Origin of the sequence: Bradyrhizobium sp. CCBAU 25360, from assembly GCF_028128695.1 — a bacterium.
Taxonomy (GTDB): Bacteria; Pseudomonadota; Alphaproteobacteria; order Rhizobiales; family Xanthobacteraceae; genus Bradyrhizobium; species Bradyrhizobium ottawaense.
The window spans coordinates 120638-138383 of sequence record NZ_LBJA01000045.1; the positions used below are offsets into that span (position 1 = coordinate 120638).

Consider the following 17746-nt stretch of genomic DNA (forward strand, 5'->3'; position numbering starts at 1 on the left):
CACGCCTCCCTAGCTCAGCAATCGGCGACAGACGTCGACGAAATCGTCGGTCCAGCCCGTGAGAAGACCGAGCAGCACAAGCCAGACCAGCAGCAGGAAGTGCCAGTAGATGGCGCACAGCTCCACGCTCAAGCGCATGTCGGCGATCCTGGCGCCACGCCACATCTTGGTCGAGGTTCGGCCCAAAGCCACCAGACCGCCCGTCAGATGCAGCCCGTGCACTGCGGTCAACAGGTAGAAGAAGGAGTTCGCCGGATTGGACGCCACGAAATATCCGGCCGCACCGAGCTGTTGCCAGGCCAGAAGCTGTCCGCCGAGGAAGATCACGGCAGCTGCGCCGCCCGCGAGCAGGCCGATCATGACGCCTTCAGCGTCGTCTCGGCGCGCGGCCACGTAGGACCATTGCAGCGCGATGCTGCTCAGGACCAGGACCCCCGTGTTGAACCACAGCAGCCGCGGCACAGGCAGCGCCCGCCAGTCCACCACGTTCATGCGCATCGAGTAGGCGCTGATGAAGAGGACGAACAATGCGCTCGCGACGGCGAGAAACACGCCAAGTCCGATCTTCGCTGCCGGCCAGGTCATGGCGTCGCCGCCGGGGAAGTCACCGGCCGGACCTTCCTCCAGCCAGGGCCTGGCCGTCAGCCGCTGCTGCGACAGCCACCATCCGGCGACGACCGCGATCACAGCCACGAACAGGATGACGGCACTCACGAAGCAGCTCCTTGAACGACGTGCGTCGCGCGCGGCGGCTGGTTCTGCGGAATGAAGTCCTCCTCGGCGCCGGGTACGCTGTAGTCATAGGCCCAGCGGTAGACGACCGGCAGCTCCTTGCCCCAGTTGCCATGCCCGGGAGGGGTCTCCGGCGTCTGCCATTCCAGCGTCGTCGCCCGCCACGGATTGCCGCCTGAGGCCTCACCTTTGAACAGGCTCCAGGCAAGATTGAACAGGAACACCATCTGGCTGAAGCCGACGGTCAAGGCCACCACGGAGATGAAGGCGTTCAGTGAATGGGCCGAGGACGGGATGAACGACGTATCTCCGAGTTCGAAATACCGGCGCGGAACCCCGAGCAGTCCAAGATAGTGCATGGGGAAGAAGATCAGGTAGGCGCCGAGGAAAGTGACCCAGAAGTGAAACTTGCCGAGTGCGTCATTGTACATTCGCCCCGTGACCTTGGGGTACCAGTGATAAATCGCACCCAGCACGACCATGATCGGCGCCACGCCCATCACCATGTGGAAATGCGCGACTACGAACATGGTGTCGGAGAGGGGCACGTCCACGACGACGTTGCCGAGGAAGAGGCCGGTGAGCCCGCCGTTCACGAAGGTGATGATGAAGCCGAGGGCGAACAGCATCGGCACCCGGAGATGAATGTCGCCGCGCCACAGGGTCAGCACCCAGTTGTAGACCTTGATCGCGGTGGGAATGGCGATGATGAGCGTCGTGGTGGCGAAGAAGTACCCGAATTGCGGGAACATGCCGCTCACATACATGTGGTGCGCCCATACGACGAAGCTGAGCGCGCCGATGGCCACGATTGCCCAGACCATCATGCGGTAGCCGAAGATGTTCTTGCGCGCATGGGTGCTGATCAGATCGGAGACGATGCCGAAGGCGGGGAGGGCGACGATGTAGACCTCGGGATGGCCGAAGAACCAGAACAGGTGCTGGAAGAGCAGCGGGCTGCCGCCACCATATTTCGACAGCTGGCCCATCTCGACCAGCGAGGGCATGAAGAAGCTGGTGCCCAGCAGACGGTCGAGCAGCAGCATGACCGAGGCAACGAAGAGCGCAGGGAATGCCAAGAGCGCCATGACCGTCGCCGTGAAAATCCCCCACACCGTCAGGGGCAGGCGCATCAAGGTCATGCCGCGGGTGCGCGCCTGGAGCACCGTGACCACATAATTCAGCCCGCCCATCGTGAAGCCGATGATGAATAGGATCAGGGACGACATCATGAGAATGATGCCCCAATCCTGCCCGGGCGTTCCGGAGAGGATTGCTTGCGGCGGGTACAGCGTCCAGCCGGCGCCGGTGGGGCCGCCAGGCACGAAGAATGTCGAGGCCAGCACCAGCACTGCGAGCAGATAGACCCAGTAGCTCAGCATGTTCACATAAGGGAAGACCATGTCCCGGGCGCCAACCATCAGCGGGATCAGGTAGTTGCCGAAGCCGCCGAGGAACAACGCGGTGAGCAGGTAGATCACCATGATCATGCCGTGCATGGTGATGAACTGGAGGTACTGGTTGGCATCGATGAAAGAGAACGTGCCGGGGAATCCCAGCTGCAGTCGCATCAGCCACGACAGCACCAGGGCCACCAGCCCGATGGCCGAGGCCGTCAGCGAGTACTGAATGGCGATCACCTTGGCGTCCTGCGAGAAGACATACCGTGTCCACCAGCTCCTCGGATGATAGAGCTCGACATCGGGTACTTCGGCAGGCGGCGCGCCAGCGATCCCTTCATATGGAATATCGACCATAGAGAACCTCCTCGGTCGTTTCCATCGGGGGCGACGAGTTGGTCTCACGCACCCGATTCATCTTCGCGGCGGCGCCTTGCTACTTGCCGCCGGATTGATATGCCGCCTTCACGACGGTGTTTGCCGGCGACAATTCTGCAAACGTCTTCTGTTGCTCCAGCCAAGCGTGATATTCACGCTCTTCGTCGATGATGACCTTGGCCCGCATCTGATAGTGAGCCGCGCCACAAAGCTCCGCACAGAGAACGTCGAACGTTCCGGTTCGGATCGGCGTGATCCAGAAGTAAGTCACCATGCCTGGAACCATGTCCATCTTGGCTCGGAATTCGGGCACGTAGAAATCGTGCAGGACATCAACCGAGCGGAGCAGAACCTTGACCGGCTTTCCCAGTTGAAGGTGCAGGTCGCCGTTCTCGATCACGACGTCGTCCCGCGCATGCGGATCGTCGCGATTGAGTCCCATCGGATTGTCGGAAGCGATGTTGCGGACATCGGATGTGCCGAGCCGCCCGTCCTTGCCCGGAAGGCGGAAGCTCCATTGCCATTGCTGGCCCATGACCTCGACCTCGGTGGCGTCCGCAGGCACGGTCACGAACTGATGCCAGACCACGAGGCCGGGCGCCAGCATGGCCGCGACACCGATTCCGGTCCCGACGCTCAGCCACCATTCGAGCTTTTTGTTCTCGGGATTGTAATCAGCCCGTCTTCCCTCTTTGTGGTGAAAGCGGAAGACGCAATAGGCCATGAAGGCGATTACGGCGACGAAAACAAAGCCCGTGATCCAGAACGTGATGTTGATGGTGTGGTCGATATAGGCCCAGTTCGTGGCGATCGGCGTCCACCACCATGGGCTGTAGAGGTGAAACAGCACCGAGCCGATCGCGACCAGAAGCAGTATCAGTGCGACAGCCATCCTGATCCATCCTTGCCATCAAAGGCTACGGATACGAATCCAGGGCGGAGCTCATGTCTGTCGCGATGGCTGGCCTTTCTCGGTTGGCACTTATGCCATCGCCGGCCTCTTGCCTCGCCCATTCCACCGGCCGCGAAATCAAGAGAATGTTCGCGACCATCAACTCTAAGGGCGTCTGCTTCTAAAATGATACCAGCCTAACCCGGCGTCAATAGCGCAATGGTAGGTGCCCGACGTGGGGTGATCGCCGTGCTGGCAAGCCGACGAAGCATCTGGCGCGCATGTTGGGTCTGGGTGATGCAACGCACAAATCCGTGCTGGTGCACAATTCACTCAACCGTGAGTGCAGCTTTGCGCCGCAAGCGCTAAACTTTGCGAGGCAGGTCGCGACGGGTTCCGTCCGGCCAGGCTCGTTCGCTGAACCTGAGTTGCCGTACTCGACCCATCGCGTTTCCTGCTCATCAGGCGGACACGCGTGGCTGGAAAGCGCGTGTTATCGAAACCGCGATTTTCAGCACGGGAGGGTCCGTTCATGGCCACTCTGTACTCCCACGACATCATCAGGCGGCACGTATTCGGCGAAGCGGCCTCCTATCCCATTCGCAAGATCAGCCTGTCCGATCTGACCGAGGCCCTGCGCCTGGGTTGGGAAGATTTCCAGGCGATGCCGAGTCACGCGATCGTCGTGTGCGTGATTTATCCCGTTCTCGGTCTCGTCCTGTTCAGGATGGTTCTCGGCTATTCGGTGCTGCCGCTGCTATTTCCACTGGCCGCCGGCTTTGCCTTGATTGGCCCGTTTGCCGCGATCGGTCTCTACGAACTCAGCCGGCGTCGTGAGCGCGGCGAGGAGGTCGCTGCATGGGATGCGGTCAAGGTGCTGCGCGCACCGTCGTTCGGGGCCATGGTAGAACTCGGCGTGCTCCTGCTGGTCCTGTTCGGGGCCTGGATCGGTGTCGCGAACGCAATCTATGTCTCAATCTTCGGTCATGCGGCGGCCGCAAGCATTCCCGACTTCGCAACGCGCGTGCTGACGACACCGGAAGGCTGGTCGCTCATCATCGTCGGTTGCGGTGTCGGCTTCCTGTTTGCGGTTGTGGCTTTGTGTGTCAGCGTCGTGTCGTTTCCGTTGATGCTCGACCGGCATGCGACTGCGATCGACGCGATCCGTACCTCGCTCCGAGCAGTAGCGGCGAACCCGGTTGCGATGGCCGGATGGGGCCTCATCGTCGCGGTGCTACTCGTGATCGGCTCTGTACCGCTCTTCGTCGGTCTCGCTGTCGTTCTGCCGGTGCTTGGCCATGCCACCTGGCACCTCTATCGGCGGGTGGTCGAGCCGAATCCGAATCCACCGGACGCGCCGCCGCCGCCCACGAAGGGAAGGCGCTACGCAGCGGACTTTCCGGCCAATCTCTTCCCGTGGAGCCGCGAGCGTGAGTGAGACGGGCGATTGCGCCCATTGATTGTTGTCATCATTCGCGAAAGCGGATGATCCAGTACGCCGCGGCGCTGCCGGTGCGAGCCAAGTGTCGACACGGAGTACTGGATGCCCCGCTTGCCGCCTACGCTGAAGCTTCGGCGCGCCAAGACCTCAAACCCCGGCGAAGCCTTGGCGTAGCCGGGTCGCGGGGCATGACAGTTGAGCAAAAGGTGATTTACTTCTGCTGCTGCGGCAGGAAGGTCGGCCCGACCGAGCGGATCGGCTTGTTCTCCGAACTCGATGCTGCCGTGCCGGTATCTGCCGGCGGCGTCGCGGCCGGTGCATTCGCCGTCGTCGGCGCGGGGGCTGCGCCCTTCTTGGCGTTCGCAGGCGTGCCCTTGTTGAGCCGCTGCTGCTGCATCTTCTTGGCGCTCTCTTCGGTGACGATGATATCGCCCTGCTGCTCGGCTGCCGCCTTGTCGTCGGCTGATTTCAATGCGTCCGCCCAGGTCTGTCCTGCGGCCTTGCAGGAGCAGGACGGGTTGAACTCGCTGCGGAATTTGAAGGCGGTCGGCAGCGCCGTGTAGGGCTGGCCGCTGACCGAGACCGCGGAGTTCATGTCTTCGCCGGGATTGCGATGGGTGTAGAGCACGGCTTCCGCGGCCGGGCAGAGCGCCTTGCAGGTCTTCTCGTCGTCGGGGAAGCGCGCCGGCACCGTTGCAAACGAGACCGGGAAATAGGCGCCGTCGCAGGTGCGCACGCACACGGTGCGGTAGGTGCCGGATGGCGGGCCGAGATCGGACGGCGGCACACCTTGCGGATTGCCCGCGTTGTTGCCGCCGAACAGATTGCTGAGGAAGTTGCCGCCGCCTTGTGACTGCACGGCGTTGGCATATTGCGGGCCGCAATTGTTCTGCGCCAGCGCAACCAGCACCGAGCGGCGCTGACTGTCGCGCTCCGGGCTGAAGCCGCCGCCGCCGCGCAGGCGCTCGAGATTGCCGGTGATCTGGTCCAGATTGGCGCGCATCTGCTGGATCTGGGTGTTGACCGGTCCGCATTGGGCCGACTGGCCGTTGAACAGCGAGAAGAAGCCGGAGGAATCGCAGCCCATGCGCTTGGCCTGCATGGTGACCCGGTCGAGTTCGGCCTGCTGCTTGGCCTGGGAATCCTGATAACGGCGGATCTGGTCTTCGCGCGCGGGGTCACCACCGCCGCCGCGGTCCAGCGCCGCGAGCTGGCCTTCCAAACGCACGCACATCGGATTGGGCCCGAGTCCGTTCTGACCGGGCTGAGGCGGCGGTCCGGGCGGACCGGCCTGCGCGAGAGCGCCGGTGACGAGCACGGCCGTGCTCAAGAGCACGGTACAGGCAAGAAGCAAGCGAGCACGGGAGAGGGATAGGAATTCAGGCATATCCGCCATTCTAGCGAGGTCATGGCCCAATGTGACTTGGACGCTGAAGTGACTTGGACGCCGAAGCGACTTGGACGCCGAAGCAATTTGGGCCCCGAAGCGCGCCCTCCCAATAGCCGCTTCCTGCGGCATCGTCACGTCGTTTTGGGGGCCAATGGACCGGGCCTAAGCTGCGCCAGCTCCGAGCGAATTCAGCGCTGGCAAGTGATTGCGACATATTCGTCGCAATGGCCATGGGAGCAGTTTGCGCCGGATTTGGGGACAGAGCCGGTAATTTCGTCGGGGTCGACCCGGCGATAGCTTGATGCCTGGGCAAAATCTCGTGACTGGCAGTAGGTGCGGGCGACGGAGGCGCCGCATTTCTCGCCCTTGGCCAGGCACTGATCGACGCCGTAGCCGTCAGCCTGGTTGGCGATGATGAAGACGCGGGTCTCGGCGCAGGCGCCGGATGTCGCGAGAATCGCGGCGCTGAAAATGAGCGCGGGCAAGGATCGCATGAAAATACCGGGAGGCAAAAAGGAACAATCTGGTTCCAGAATGGACTCAAATAGTTAAGGATCATGAACGATCCCGGCGGCGGCGCGCTTTGCGGACGTAAAACGGCATTTTCGCGGCTCCCTTGACGCGGGGCCGCCTCATAGCCCATATGTGGCCGCATGAACGGTCTCCTCGCCATTTGCGCCATTTGCCGCGAGATTACGAGCTAGCGATTCGCTGGCTGGAGCCGTCTTTTCTCAAAACATTGAGAGCCCTGGACGCCCGGCCAACAGCCGACGGGTATCCATATGGAATTGCGCCTTTACGATACGCTGACGAAGGAAAAACGCATCTTCGCGCCGCTCGATGCGGAGAACGTCCGCATGTATGTCTGCGGGCCGACCGTCTATGACTTCGCCCATATCGGCAATGCGCGGCCGGTGATCGTGTTCGACCTGCTGTTTCGGCTGCTGCGCCACCTCTATGGCGAGGCGTACGTCAAATATGTCCGCAACATCACCGACGTCGACGACAAGATCAACGACCGCGCCGCGCGCGATTTCCCGGGCCTGCCACTGAACGAGGCCATTCGCAAGGTCACCGAGCAGACCGGCAGGCAGTTTCACGCCGACGTCGACGCGCTCGGCGCGCTTCGGCCGAGCGTCGAGCCGCGCGCGACCGAGCATATCGCCGAGATGCGCGAGATCATCGAGCGGCTGATCAAGGGCGGCTTTGCCTATGCCGCCGAGGACCATGTGCTGTTCTCGCCGCAGGCGATGAACGCGGCCAATTCCTCGCTGCCCCGCTACGGTGCGCTGTCGAAGCGATCGCTCGACGAGATGATCGCCGGCGCCCGCGTCGATGTCGCGCCTTACAAGCGCGATGCCACCGATTTCGTGCTGTGGAAGCCGTCCAAGCCGGGCGAGCCGTCATGGCCGTCACCGGCTGGTATCAAGGCCGAGGGGCGTCCGGGCTGGCACATCGAGTGCTCGGCCATGGCCTGGAAGCATCTCGGCGAGCATTTCGACATCCATGGCGGCGGTATCGATCTCGTGTTTCCGCATCACGAGAACGAGGTCGCGCAGACCTGCTGCGCCTTCCACCAGCAGCGCATGGCGAACTATTGGATGCACAACGGCTTCCTGCAGGTCGAAAGCGAGAAGATGTCGAAGAGCCTCGGCAACTTCATCACCATCCATGAGCTGCTCGCGGATTGGCCTGGCGAGGTGCTGCGCCTGAACATGCTCAAGACGCACTACCGCTCGCCGATCGACTGGACCATGAAGTCGCTGGAGGAGAGCGCCAAGACGCTCGACGACTGGTATCGCGTCGCGGCCGACGTCGCACCCGGCGAGCCGGCTGCGTCCGTGGTCGAGCCGCTGCTCGACGATCTCAACACCCCGCTGGCGATCGCGGCGCTGCACAGCCTGCGTGGAGGTGACGTGGGTGCCCTGGCGGGCTCGTTGCGCCTGCTCGGCTTCTTGTCCGAGAGCGCCGCACAGTGGGAAGGCCGCAAGCAGCAGGCGAGTGGCGTCGACGCCAAGGAGGTCGAGCGCCTGCTCGCAGAGCGGACGGCGGCCCGTAGCCGCAAGGACTTCAAGGAATCCGACCGCATTCGCGATCTGCTTGCTGCAATGGGCGTCGCGATCAAGGACTCCAAGGACGGCACCACCTGGGAGTTTTCGCGATGAAACGGCCCGACACGCCTTTCCCGCGTCACTGGCTCTATTACATCGCGCTGAAGATCGCGCTGCTCGCTGGTGCCGTGGCGCTGGTGCTCAAGCTTTATGGGATGTGGTGAGGACGATGGGACAGACTTTGCCAAAGCCCGGCTTGCGGCCGTTCCTGCCGGCGGACGTGCCAATTCTTGCTGCGATCTTCGCCGCCAGCATCGAGGAGCTGACTGGCGACGACTATAGTGAGGCGCAGCAGCAGGCCTGGATGGAGGCGGCGGACAGCGAAGAGTTCGGCAAGCACCTCGCGTCCGACCTGACGCTGATCGCGACGCTCGATGGTTCGCCGGTTGGCTTTGCCTCGCTGCGCGGTACCGACCACATCCGCATGCTCTACGTGCATCCGGCAGTCAGCGGGCAGGGCATCGCAACCCTGCTGGTCGACGCTTTGGAAAAGCTTGCAGGCGGCCGCGGCGCGCAAAACCTCTCGGTCGATGCCAGCGACACCGCGCAGGGTTTTTTCGCCAAGCGCGGCTACGTCGCCATGCAGCGTAACAGCATCACGATCAACGACGAGTGGCTCGCCAACACCACCATGAAGAAGACGCTCGGAGCGCCGCAATGAGCAAGGAGCGCCTTTATCTGTTCGACACCACGCTGCGCGACGGCGCGCAGACCAACGGCGTCGATTTCACGCTGACCGACAAGCAGGTCATCGCCGCGATGCTCGATGACCTCGGCATCGACTATGTCGAAGGCGGCTATCCCGGCGCCAATCCGCTCGACACAGAGTTCTTCGGCAGCAAGCCCAAGCTCGCCCATGCGCGCTTCACCGCGTTCGGCATGACGCGACGGGCCGGACGCTCGGTCTCGAACGATCCCGGCGTGGCCGGGCTTTTGGAAGCGAAGGCCGACGCGATCTGCTTCGTGGCGAAGGCATCCGCCTATCAGGTGCGCGTCGCGCTGGAGACGACGAAGGAGGAAAACCTCGCCTCCATCCGCGACAGCGTCGCGGCCGCGAAGGCCGCCGGTCGCGAGGTCATGCTCGACTGCGAGCATTTCTTCGACGGCTACAAGGAAGATGCGAGCTTCGCGCTCGCCTGCGCCAAGGCCGCCTTCGAGGCCGGCGCGCGCTGGGTGGTGCTGTGCGACACCAATGGCGGCACCATGCCGCACGAGGTCGAGGCCATCGTCACTGAAGTGACGAAACACATCCCTGGCGACCACGTCGGCATCCACGCCCATAACGACACCGAGCAGGCGGTGGCCAATTCTCTCGCCGCGGTGCGGGCCGGCGCGCGGCAGATCCAGGGCACGCTGAACGGCCTTGGCGAGCGCTGCGGCAACGCCAATCTCTGCTCACTGATCCCCACGCTGAAGCTGAAGCCGGAGTTTTCGGACGCCCTCGAGATCGGCGTCACGGCCGAGAAGCTGGCGACGCTTGTCAAGGTCTCGCGCACGCTCGACGACATGCTCAACCGGGTGCCGAACCGGCATGCGGCCTATGTCGGCGAGAGCGCCTTCGTCACCAAGACCGGCATCCATGCGTCCGCGGTGCTGAAGGACCCGCAGACCTACGAGCACGTGCTGCCGGAGACGGTCGGCAACCACCGCAAGGTCCTGGTCTCGGACCAGGCCGGACGTTCCAACGTCATCGCCGAGCTCGACCGCGCCGGCATTCCCTACGAGAAGAGCGATCCGAAGCTGACACGCCTCGTCGAGGAATTGAAGGAGCGCGAGGCGGCCGGCTACGCCTATGAATCCGCCAACGCCTCGTTCGAGCTGTTGGCGCGCCGCACGCTCGGCAAGGTGCCGCATTATTTCGAGGTCGAGCAGTTCGACGTCAATGTCGAGCAGCGCTACAATTCGCATGGCGAACGCGTCACCGTCGCTTTGGCCGTGGTGAAGGTCGACGTCGCCGGCGAGCATCTGATCTCGGCTGCCGAAGGCAACGGTCCCGTCAACGCGCTCGACGTCGCCATGCGCAAGGACCTCGGCAAGTACCAGAAATACATCGAGGGGCTGAAGCTGATCGACTACCGCGTGCGTATCCTCAACGGCGGCACCGGCGCGGTCACGCGCGTCCTGATCGAGAGCGAGGACGAGAACGGCGACAGCTGGACCACGGTCGGCGTCTCCCCCAACATCATCGACGCCTCGTTCCAGGCGCTGATGGATTCGGTGATCTACAAGCTCGTGAAGTCGGGCGCGCCGGCGTAAGCGACGGCGTGGCCACAAACGCCGTCATTGCGAGGGGAGGGAGTACGGCATGATCGACCACATCTCCGTCGGCGTCAGCGATCTCGATCGCGCCGCGAAATTCTACGAGGCAACGCTCGCCGCCCTCGGCCTTTCGCGCCTCGTCACGCGGCCGCGCACGGTCGGTTTCGGCAAGGCCTATCCGGAATTCTGGATCAATCTACGCGAGGCCATGCCGCGCGTGCCGCCCGAAAGCGGCGTTCATATCTGCCTGCGGGCGAAGACGACAAGCGAGGTCGATGCGTTTCACGCCGCAGCGCTGTCCGCCGGCGGCGCTTCGGACGGTGCGCCCGGCATCCGTCCGCATGATCGCGTGCGCTACTACGCGGCCTTCGTCACCGACCCCGATGGTAACCGGATCGAGGCGGTGACGTTTCCGAGCGAGTAGGACGTCAGAGCTTGCGCGCGACTTCCGGGGCGAGCTTCTTCTCGGCCTCGTCGATCTGGGCTGCGGCCGCCTTCAGCTTCGGCAAGATGTCCTCGACTCGATCGGCCTTGAGGATGTCGACCGAAAGGCCGGCGCGGATGAACTCGGTCTGCCGCATGTGCGACAGCAGCGAGAACAGCGGCTCCCAGAAATTGTCGATGTTGGCGAGCAGCACCGGCTTGGCGTGGCGGCCGAGCTGTTTCCAGGTCAATTGCTCGACCAGCTCTTCCAGCGTGCCGACGCCGCCGGGCAGCGCCACGAAGGCGTCGGAGCGCTCGAACATCAAGCGCTTGCGCTCGTGCATGTCGGGGGTGACGATCATCTCCTGCACGCGTGTCAGCGCGTTCTCGCGCATCCGCAGGAATTCCGGGATGATGCCGGTGACGGTGCCGCCGTGATCGAGCACGGAGGTCGCGACCGAGCCCATCAGGCCGAGCGAGCCGCCGCCATAGACGAGCCGGACGTTGTTCTCGGCGAGCGCCTTGCCGAACGCCTTGGCGCCTTCGGTGAAGCGGGGATTGGTTCCGGGGCCGGAGCCGCAATAGACACAGACAGTTTTGATCGTGCTCATTGGTGCCATGATGCATTGCAGCGAAGAGGCGTCAAGCCCAATCGGTGATTCGATACTCCCGGAAATCTACTGGTAAACGACGGCAAACAATCAAAGAATCGCCATCTGGCGGGGTGCGCTGGCATCGGGAAGGCTCTATATGACGTGCGAAAATCGTAGATCGCAGCGACGCCCGCATCCGGCGGGCTTTCAGGCTTTTTGATGGACCAACCTCAATCGTTCGACGGCGCCGACGTTCCCGATCCTCCTCCCGGCGGACCACCGGAGCGGGCGACGCTGATGGGAACGCTGGCGCATCTGTGGCCCTATATCTGGCCGGGCGACCGCTTCGACCTGAAGATGCGCGTGGTGTGGTCGCTTGTGCTGCTGCTCGCTGCCAAGCTGATCACGCTGACGGTGCCGTTCAGCTTCAAATGGGCGACGGACGCGCTGACCGGCGCCAACACGGCGCCGGTGCAGGCGGACAATTGGCACCTCTGGGTGATCGCCTCGCCGCTGTTGCTGACCGTGAGCTACGGTGCGATGCGCATTTTGATGGCGCTGCTGACGCAATGGCGCGACGGCATCTTCGCGCGCGTGGCCATGCATGCGGTGCGCAAGCTCGCCACCATCACCTTCGTCCACATGCACGAGCTGTCATTGCGTTTCCACCTCGAGCGCAAGACCGGCGGCCTGACGCGCGTGCTCGAGCGCGGGCGTGAGGGCATTGAGGTCATCGTGCGCATGGTGATCCTGCAGCTGATCCCGACCATCGTCGAGGTCTCGCTGCTGATGGCCGTGCTGCTCTGGCAGTTCGACTGGCGTTACGTGGTCGCCACCCTGATCACGGTCACGCTCTACATGTACTACACCTACATCGCGACCGAGTGGCGCATCGGCATCCGCCGCAGGATGAACGATTCCGACACGGAGGCGAACACCAAGGCGATCGACTCGCTGCTCAACTACGAGACCGTGAAGTATTTCAGCGCCGAGGCCCGCGAGGCGCAGCGCTACGACAAGTCGGTCGCGCGCTACGAGGAGGCGAGCGTCCACACCTACACCTCGCTTGCGGTGCTCAACACCGGCCAGGCCGTGATCTTCACGCTGGGGCTGACCGCGACCATGCTGATGTGCGCGATCGGCGTGCGCAACGGCACCAACACGGTCGGCGACTTCGTGCTGGTCAACGCCATGATGATCCAGCTCTACCAGCCGCTGAACTTCATGGGCATGGTCTATCGCGAGATCAAGCAGGCGATCATCGACATCGAGAAGATGTTCGGCGTGATCGGCCGCGAGGCCGAGATCAAGGACGCGTCCGATGCAATGCCGCTGGTCATCTCCGCCGGCACCGTGCGCTTCGAGGACGTGCGCTTCGCCTATGAGCCGACTCGCCCGATCCTCAAGGGCATCAGCTTCGAGGTGCCGGCCGGCAAGACCGTTGCCATCGTCGGCCCGTCGGGCGCAGGCAAGTCGACCATCTCGCGCCTTCTGTTCCGCCTCTATGACGTCTCCGGCGGCAAGATCCTGATCGACGGCCAGGACATCCGCGCGGTGACGCAGGATTCGCTGCGCGCGTCCATTGGCATGGTGCCGCAGGACACCGTGCTGTTCAACGACACCATCCGCTACAACATCCGCTACGGCCGCTGGGACGCCGATGACGCTGAAGTCGAAGAGGCCGCGCAGCTGGCGCAGATCGACCATTTCATCCGCATGGCGCCCAAGGGCTACGAGACCCAGGTCGGCGAGCGCGGGCTCAAACTGTCCGGCGGCGAGAAGCAGCGCGTCGCGATCGCGCGCACCGTCCTGAAAGCGCCGCCGATCCTGGTGCTGGACGAGGCGACCTCGGCGCTGGATACCCATACCGAGCACGAGATCCAGGGCGCGCTCGACCGCGTGGCGAAGAACCGCACCTCGCTGGTGATCGCGCACCGGCTTTCGACCATCGTCGGGGCCGACGAGATCATCGTGCTGGACCAGGGCCGCATTGCCGAGCGGGGGACCCACGCCCAGCTGCTCGCGCATGGCGGTCTCTATGCCAGCATGTGGAACAGGCAGCGTGAGGCCGAGGCGGCACGCGAGAAACTGGCCAAGATGGCCGATACCAGCGAGGCCCCCAACCGGGAGCCGCCGCCGGTGGATGACGCCCTGACGGCGCCTGCGGCAGCGGAGTGACCTTGTCTCCGGTCCCAACTCTGGCCTAAACAGGCCCGCGCGACGACCCGTGCCATTAACCCCGAGCGGCAGATACCGATGTCCATTCTCGATTCGATCCAGCGTCAGATCCCGCCGATTCACAAGGAGGGCTATCCCTTCATCGGCGGCTTTGCGCTGGCAAGCCTCGTCCTGTTCTGGCTGTGGTCGCCTTTGGGGTGGATCGGCACGATCCTGACCGTGTGGTGCGCGCTGTTCTTCCGCGATCCCGTCCGTGTGACGCCGGTGCGCGAGGGGCTTGTGGTGTCGCCGGCTGACGGCCGCGTCTCGATGATCACCATGGCGCTGCCGCCGGCCGAGCTCGGGCTCGGCGACCGGCCGCTGCCGCGCATCTCGGTCTTCATGAGCGTGTTCAACTGCCACGTGAACCGCGCTCCCGTGGCGGGCAGGGTGGACCGCATCGCCTACCGGCCCGGCCTGTTCATCAATGCCGAGCTCGACAAGGCCAGCGAGGACAATGAGCGCAATTCGCTGGTCATCTCGACGGCGACGGCGCGGATCGGCGTGGTGCAGATCGCAGGGCTCGTCGCCAAGCGCATCGTCTGCTTCGTCAGGGAGGGCCAGGCGATCGGCGCCGGCGAGCGCTTCGGCCTGATCCGCTTCGGCTCGCGGCTCGATGTCTATCTGCCTGTGGGGACCAAGGCGCTGGTCTCGGAAGGGCAGACCGCGATCGCCGGCGAGACGATTTTGGCCGATCTTTCCGGAGACGACCCCAGTCGCGCCTTCCGCGCCAATTAACCAATAAGTCGGTCTGTGGGGGCCTTCCGCCGCAATGGCGGAGGGAGACGCGGCTTGCTATATCTCGCCTTGAGGTGAGGACCAGCGATGACGCCCTATGACTTCAAAGACCCTGACGTACGCCGCCGGCGGTTCCGCCCGATTCCGGTGCGGATGCTGGTGCCCAACGTCATCACGCTGCTGGCGATCTGCGCCGGCCTGACCTCGATCCGGCTGTCGATCGAAGGGCGGATGTCGCTCGCCGTCTACGCCATCGTGTTCGCGGCCGCCCTCGACGGCATCGACGGCCGCATCGCGCGCATGATCAAGGGGCAGTCCAAGTTCGGCGCCGAGCTCGACAGCCTCGCCGATTTCGTCAATTTCGGCGTCGCGCCGGGCCTGATGCTGTATTTCTGGCAGCTGCACGAGCTCGGCAATGCCGGCTGGATCGCCGCCATGGTGTTCGCGATCTCCGGCGGCCTGCGCCTGGCGCGCTTCAATGCCACCATGGACGACCCGAACAAGCCGGCCTTCGCTGCCAATTTCTTCACGGGCGTGCCGGCGCCGGCCGGCGCGATCACCGTGCTGCTGCCGATCTATGTTGCGTTCCTCGATCTCGGCCGCTGGCCCGCCGCGATGACGGCGGCCTATACGCTGCTGATCGCCTTCCTGATGGTGTCGCGCCTGCCGGTGTTCTCCGGCAAGACCAAGCGCATGCGCGTGCCGCCGGAGCTGGTGCTGCCGGCGTTCGTCGCGGTGATCGTCTTCATCGCGCTGCTGATCGCCTATCCCTGGCACGTACTCTCGTCCGGCACCGTCCTGTACCTGCTCTGCCTGCCGCTCGGCTACAAATCCTATCGCGACCAGGCCCGCGCGATGGAAGCCTCCGCGCCGTCGGGAGGCGAGGTCACCTCACCGCCGTCGGCGCCGACGCTGGCGAATTTGTCGGAGCCGCCCAACGACGACGACGACCGGCCCGGACGGCTGCACTGAGCGGCCACACGCGGATATCTGCCATGAGGCTCCCCGAGTTGGGCTGAGACCTGATCTCGGCTATATCGCCCTGTGCCGGCGGCATCGCGCCAACAGCGACCGCCAATCTGGGAGAGAACGCCGTGACTGATAAAGCGACCGGGCCGCTGCCCGCTTCCGTCCTCGAAGCGCTGGGCCGCTACGACACGCCGACGATCTGCAATGCCATGGAGATTGTGGCGCCCGAGCGCCGGCTGATCGGCTACACCACCAAGCAACTGGTCTGCCCGTTTCCCGACCTGCCGCCGATCGTCGGCTATGCCCGTACGGTCGCGATCCGCTCGGTGCTGAAATCCTCGCTTCCGGCCGAAGAGCAGTCCAGGCGCCGCATCGAGTATTACGAATATGTCGGCACCGGCCATGGTCCGCGCATCTCGGTGATTCAGGATATCGATGGTCCCGACGTCGGCTACGGCGCGTTCTGGGGTGAGGTGCAGAGCAACGTGCACAAGGCGCTCGGCTGCCTCGGCGTCATCACCGACGGCTCGATCCGCGACATCCCGCAATGGGCGCCGGGCTTCCAGGCGCTGGCCGGCTCGATCGGTCCGTCGCATGCCTGGGTGCATGCGGAGAGCTTTGGCGGCGAGGTTCGCGTTGCCGGCATGACCGTGAAGTCTGACGATCTGATCCACGCCGACCAGCATGGCGCCATCGTGATCCCGCTGGACATCGCAGCAAAGCTGCCGGAGGCCGCCGAGCTCTGCGGCCGCCGCGAGACGCCGATTCTGGAGATCGCCCGCAGCCCCGACTTTTCGCTCGAGAAGCTGAAGGCCGCGCTGAAGCGTTCGGCGGAGATCCACTGAGGGGTGATGAGGCGGCCTAAGGCCGCGACACCGGTCGCGGGTCACCCTGTTCCGTCAGAAACAGGGCGGCCTGATCCGGCTCGCCGAACATCGCGGCGGCGCACCCGATCAGGGTGAAGCCGCCTGCAAGGTCCCACAGCGTGATGTCCTCCGCATTGTCCGGAAGGTGAATCAAGCGCGCTGCGATCACCGCGAAGGCGGCCTCGGCAAAGAGCACGAGGCTGAAGGCCGGCAGAACGAGTTCCGGCTCGAGCAGGTGGAGCGCCAACACCGCAGGCAGCGCGGTGAGAAGGCTGAACAGCGTCAACATTGCAAAACGGCTCCCGCGATGGAGCATGCCGCAGGGCCCTAGAATAGCAGTCATCCCTCGTTCCGCCCCCGTGGCGCAGGGCCGCAGCCGGAGGACGCACGATGAAGATGAATGGCAAGACGATCCTGGTAACCGGCTCGACCGACGGCGTCGGCCGCTACGTCGCGCGCCGGCTGGCCGAAGACGGTGCAAGGGTCCTGATCCATGGCCGCGATGCGACGCGCGCGAAGGTGTTGAGCGACGAGATCGCGAAAGCCGGCGGTGCCGCGCCGGCCTTCTACCAGGCCGATCTGTCGTCGATGTCGGGTACGCGAGCGCTCGCCGAAGCGGTCATCCGCGATCATCAACGTCTCGACGTCCTCATCAGCAATGCCGGCATCGGTTCGCAAAACGATGGGCCGCAGCGACAAGTCAGCGCCGACGGTCACGAGCTGCGCTTTGCCGTGAACTACCTCTCCGGTTTCCTGCTGGCCCATCTGTTGTTGCCGCTGCTCAAGACTGCGGCGCCGTCGCGGATCGTCAACGTCGCTTCCCTCGGCCAGCACCCGATCGACTTCGACGACGTCATGATCACGAAAGGCTACAGCGGTTCGCGTGCCTATGCACAGAGCAAGCTCTCCCAGATCATGTTCACCATCGATCTCGCGGACGAACTGAAGGGCGCGGGCATCACCGTGAACGCGCTGCATCCGGCGACCTACATGAACACCACGATGGTGCGCGCCGGCGGCGTCACGCCGATCTCGACGGTGGAGCAGGGCGGCGCGGCGATCCTGCGCCTCGTCGGGGGCGACGATGTCGCAGGCAAGAGCGGCCTGTTCTTCAACGGCATGAGCGAGGCGCGTGCCAATCCGCAGGGCTACGATGCAGCTGCCCGCAAGCGCCTGCGCGAACTGAGCCTGAAGCTGACGGGCCTGGCACGCTAGCGCGCCGCAATCATGGTTAGCAAAGCGTTGAAATTCGTGTCGGCAGTCGGCAAAGCCGGCCTCATCCCGATGCGTTGCCCCGGTCTGGCGCGCCGGCTCAACTTAACCTTTACGCGGCTTTA

General features: G+C 64.2%; 17 protein-coding genes. 10 read left to right on the forward strand and 7 right to left on the reverse strand.

Annotation, left to right across the window (positions count from 1 at the left end):
- Positions 1-9 precede the first annotated feature (9 nt).
- The 3 genes from XH81_RS34660 to XH81_RS34670 form a co-directional block, all read right to left on the reverse strand.
- Positions 10-714, reverse strand: coding sequence for a cytochrome c oxidase subunit 3 (locus tag XH81_RS34660; protein WP_097668067.1), 705 nt, complete (start codon positions 712-714; stop codon positions 10-12).
- Positions 711-2489, reverse strand: a complete 1779-nt coding sequence (locus XH81_RS34665) for a cbb3-type cytochrome c oxidase subunit I (protein ID WP_038946291.1) — start codon at positions 2487-2489, stop codon at positions 711-713. Before XH81_RS34665 ends, XH81_RS34660 begins: the two co-directional genes overlap by 4 nt.
- A gap of 79 nt (positions 2490-2568) precedes the next feature.
- Positions 2569-3402: a cytochrome c oxidase subunit II gene (locus tag XH81_RS34670; protein ID WP_028145275.1), complete on the reverse strand. Its 834-nt coding sequence runs from the start codon at positions 3400-3402 to the stop codon at positions 2569-2571.
- 532 nt (positions 3403-3934) lie between these two features.
- On the opposite strand from XH81_RS34670, the gene XH81_RS34675 reads away from it, so the two are divergent.
- Positions 3935-4840: a DUF2189 domain-containing protein gene (locus XH81_RS34675; protein ID WP_038970985.1), complete on the forward strand. Its 906-nt coding sequence runs from the start codon at positions 3935-3937 to the stop codon at positions 4838-4840.
- A 214-nt stretch (positions 4841-5054) separates the two neighbouring features.
- On the opposite strand, the gene XH81_RS34680 is transcribed toward XH81_RS34675, so the two are convergent.
- A complete protein-coding gene (locus XH81_RS34680) occupies positions 5055-6239 on the reverse strand; it encodes a DUF2865 domain-containing protein (protein ID WP_095425869.1) in 1185 nt (394 codons plus the stop codon).
- Between the two features lie 182 nt (positions 6240-6421).
- Complete coding sequence (locus XH81_RS34685) at positions 6422-6727, reverse strand: hypothetical protein (protein ID WP_038946295.1); 306 nt, start codon at positions 6725-6727, stop codon at positions 6422-6424.
- Positions 6728-7015: 288 nt separating this feature from the next.
- Here XH81_RS34685 and cysS point away from each other — a divergent pair, with 288 nt between their 5' ends.
- The 4 genes from cysS to XH81_RS34705 all read left to right on the forward strand — a co-directional run bounded on the left by cysS (position 7016) and on the right by XH81_RS34705 (position 11027).
- Complete coding sequence (gene cysS, locus XH81_RS34690; protein ID WP_038946296.1) at positions 7016-8398, forward strand: cysteine--tRNA ligase; 1383 nt, start codon at positions 7016-7018, stop codon at positions 8396-8398.
- Positions 8399-8513: 115 nt separating this feature from the next.
- Positions 8514-9005 carry a GNAT family N-acetyltransferase gene (locus XH81_RS34695; RefSeq protein WP_028145270.1) on the forward strand — a complete coding sequence of 164 codons (492 nt, stop codon included), beginning with the start codon at positions 8514-8516 and terminating at the stop codon, positions 9003-9005.
- Positions 9002-10600, forward strand: a complete 1599-nt coding sequence (gene cimA, locus XH81_RS34700; protein WP_038970982.1) for a citramalate synthase — start codon at positions 9002-9004, stop codon at positions 10598-10600. Before XH81_RS34695 ends, cimA begins: the two co-directional genes overlap by 4 nt.
- A gap of 49 nt (positions 10601-10649) precedes the next feature.
- On the forward strand, positions 10650-11027 hold the full coding sequence (locus XH81_RS34705; protein WP_028145268.1) for a VOC family protein: 378 nt from the start codon (positions 10650-10652) through the stop codon (positions 11025-11027).
- A gap of 4 nt (positions 11028-11031) precedes the next feature.
- Here XH81_RS34705 and XH81_RS34710 read toward each other — a convergent pair whose 3' ends face one another.
- Positions 11032-11637 carry a TIGR00730 family Rossman fold protein gene (locus XH81_RS34710; protein ID WP_026202462.1) on the reverse strand — a complete coding sequence of 202 codons (606 nt, stop codon included), beginning with the start codon at positions 11635-11637 and terminating at the stop codon, positions 11032-11034.
- A 201-nt stretch (positions 11638-11838) separates the two neighbouring features.
- On the opposite strand from XH81_RS34710, the gene XH81_RS34715 reads away from it, so the two are divergent.
- The 4 genes from XH81_RS34715 (at position 11839) to XH81_RS34730 (ending at position 16388) form a co-directional block, all read left to right on the forward strand.
- Positions 11839-13797, forward strand: coding sequence for an ABCB family ABC transporter ATP-binding protein/permease (locus XH81_RS34715; protein ID WP_028145267.1), 1959 nt, complete (start codon positions 11839-11841; stop codon positions 13795-13797).
- 54 nt (positions 13798-13851) lie between these two features.
- Positions 13852-14574, forward strand: a complete 723-nt coding sequence (locus XH81_RS34720; protein ID WP_256379501.1) for a phosphatidylserine decarboxylase — start codon at positions 13852-13854, stop codon at positions 14572-14574.
- Positions 14575-14661: 87 nt separating this feature from the next.
- Positions 14662-15546 carry a CDP-alcohol phosphatidyltransferase family protein gene (locus XH81_RS34725; protein ID WP_038946300.1) on the forward strand — a complete coding sequence of 295 codons (885 nt, stop codon included), beginning with the start codon at positions 14662-14664 and terminating at the stop codon, positions 15544-15546.
- 122 nt (positions 15547-15668) lie between these two features.
- The gene (locus XH81_RS34730; protein WP_028145264.1) at positions 15669-16388 is read left to right on the forward strand and encodes an RraA family protein; all 720 of its coding nucleotides are present in this window, start codon (positions 15669-15671) and stop codon (positions 16386-16388) included.
- Positions 16389-16404: 16 nt separating this feature from the next.
- On the opposite strand, the gene XH81_RS34735 is transcribed toward XH81_RS34730, so the two are convergent.
- Positions 16405-16698 (reverse strand): hypothetical protein, encoded by a 294-nt coding sequence (locus XH81_RS34735; RefSeq protein WP_028145263.1) that lies wholly within the window; start codon positions 16696-16698, stop codon positions 16405-16407.
- A gap of 101 nt (positions 16699-16799) precedes the next feature.
- On the opposite strand from XH81_RS34735, the gene XH81_RS34740 reads away from it, so the two are divergent.
- Positions 16800-17624 (forward strand): SDR family NAD(P)-dependent oxidoreductase, encoded by an 825-nt coding sequence (locus XH81_RS34740; RefSeq protein WP_271596795.1) that lies wholly within the window; start codon positions 16800-16802, stop codon positions 17622-17624.
- Positions 17625-17746: the final 122 nt, after the last annotated feature.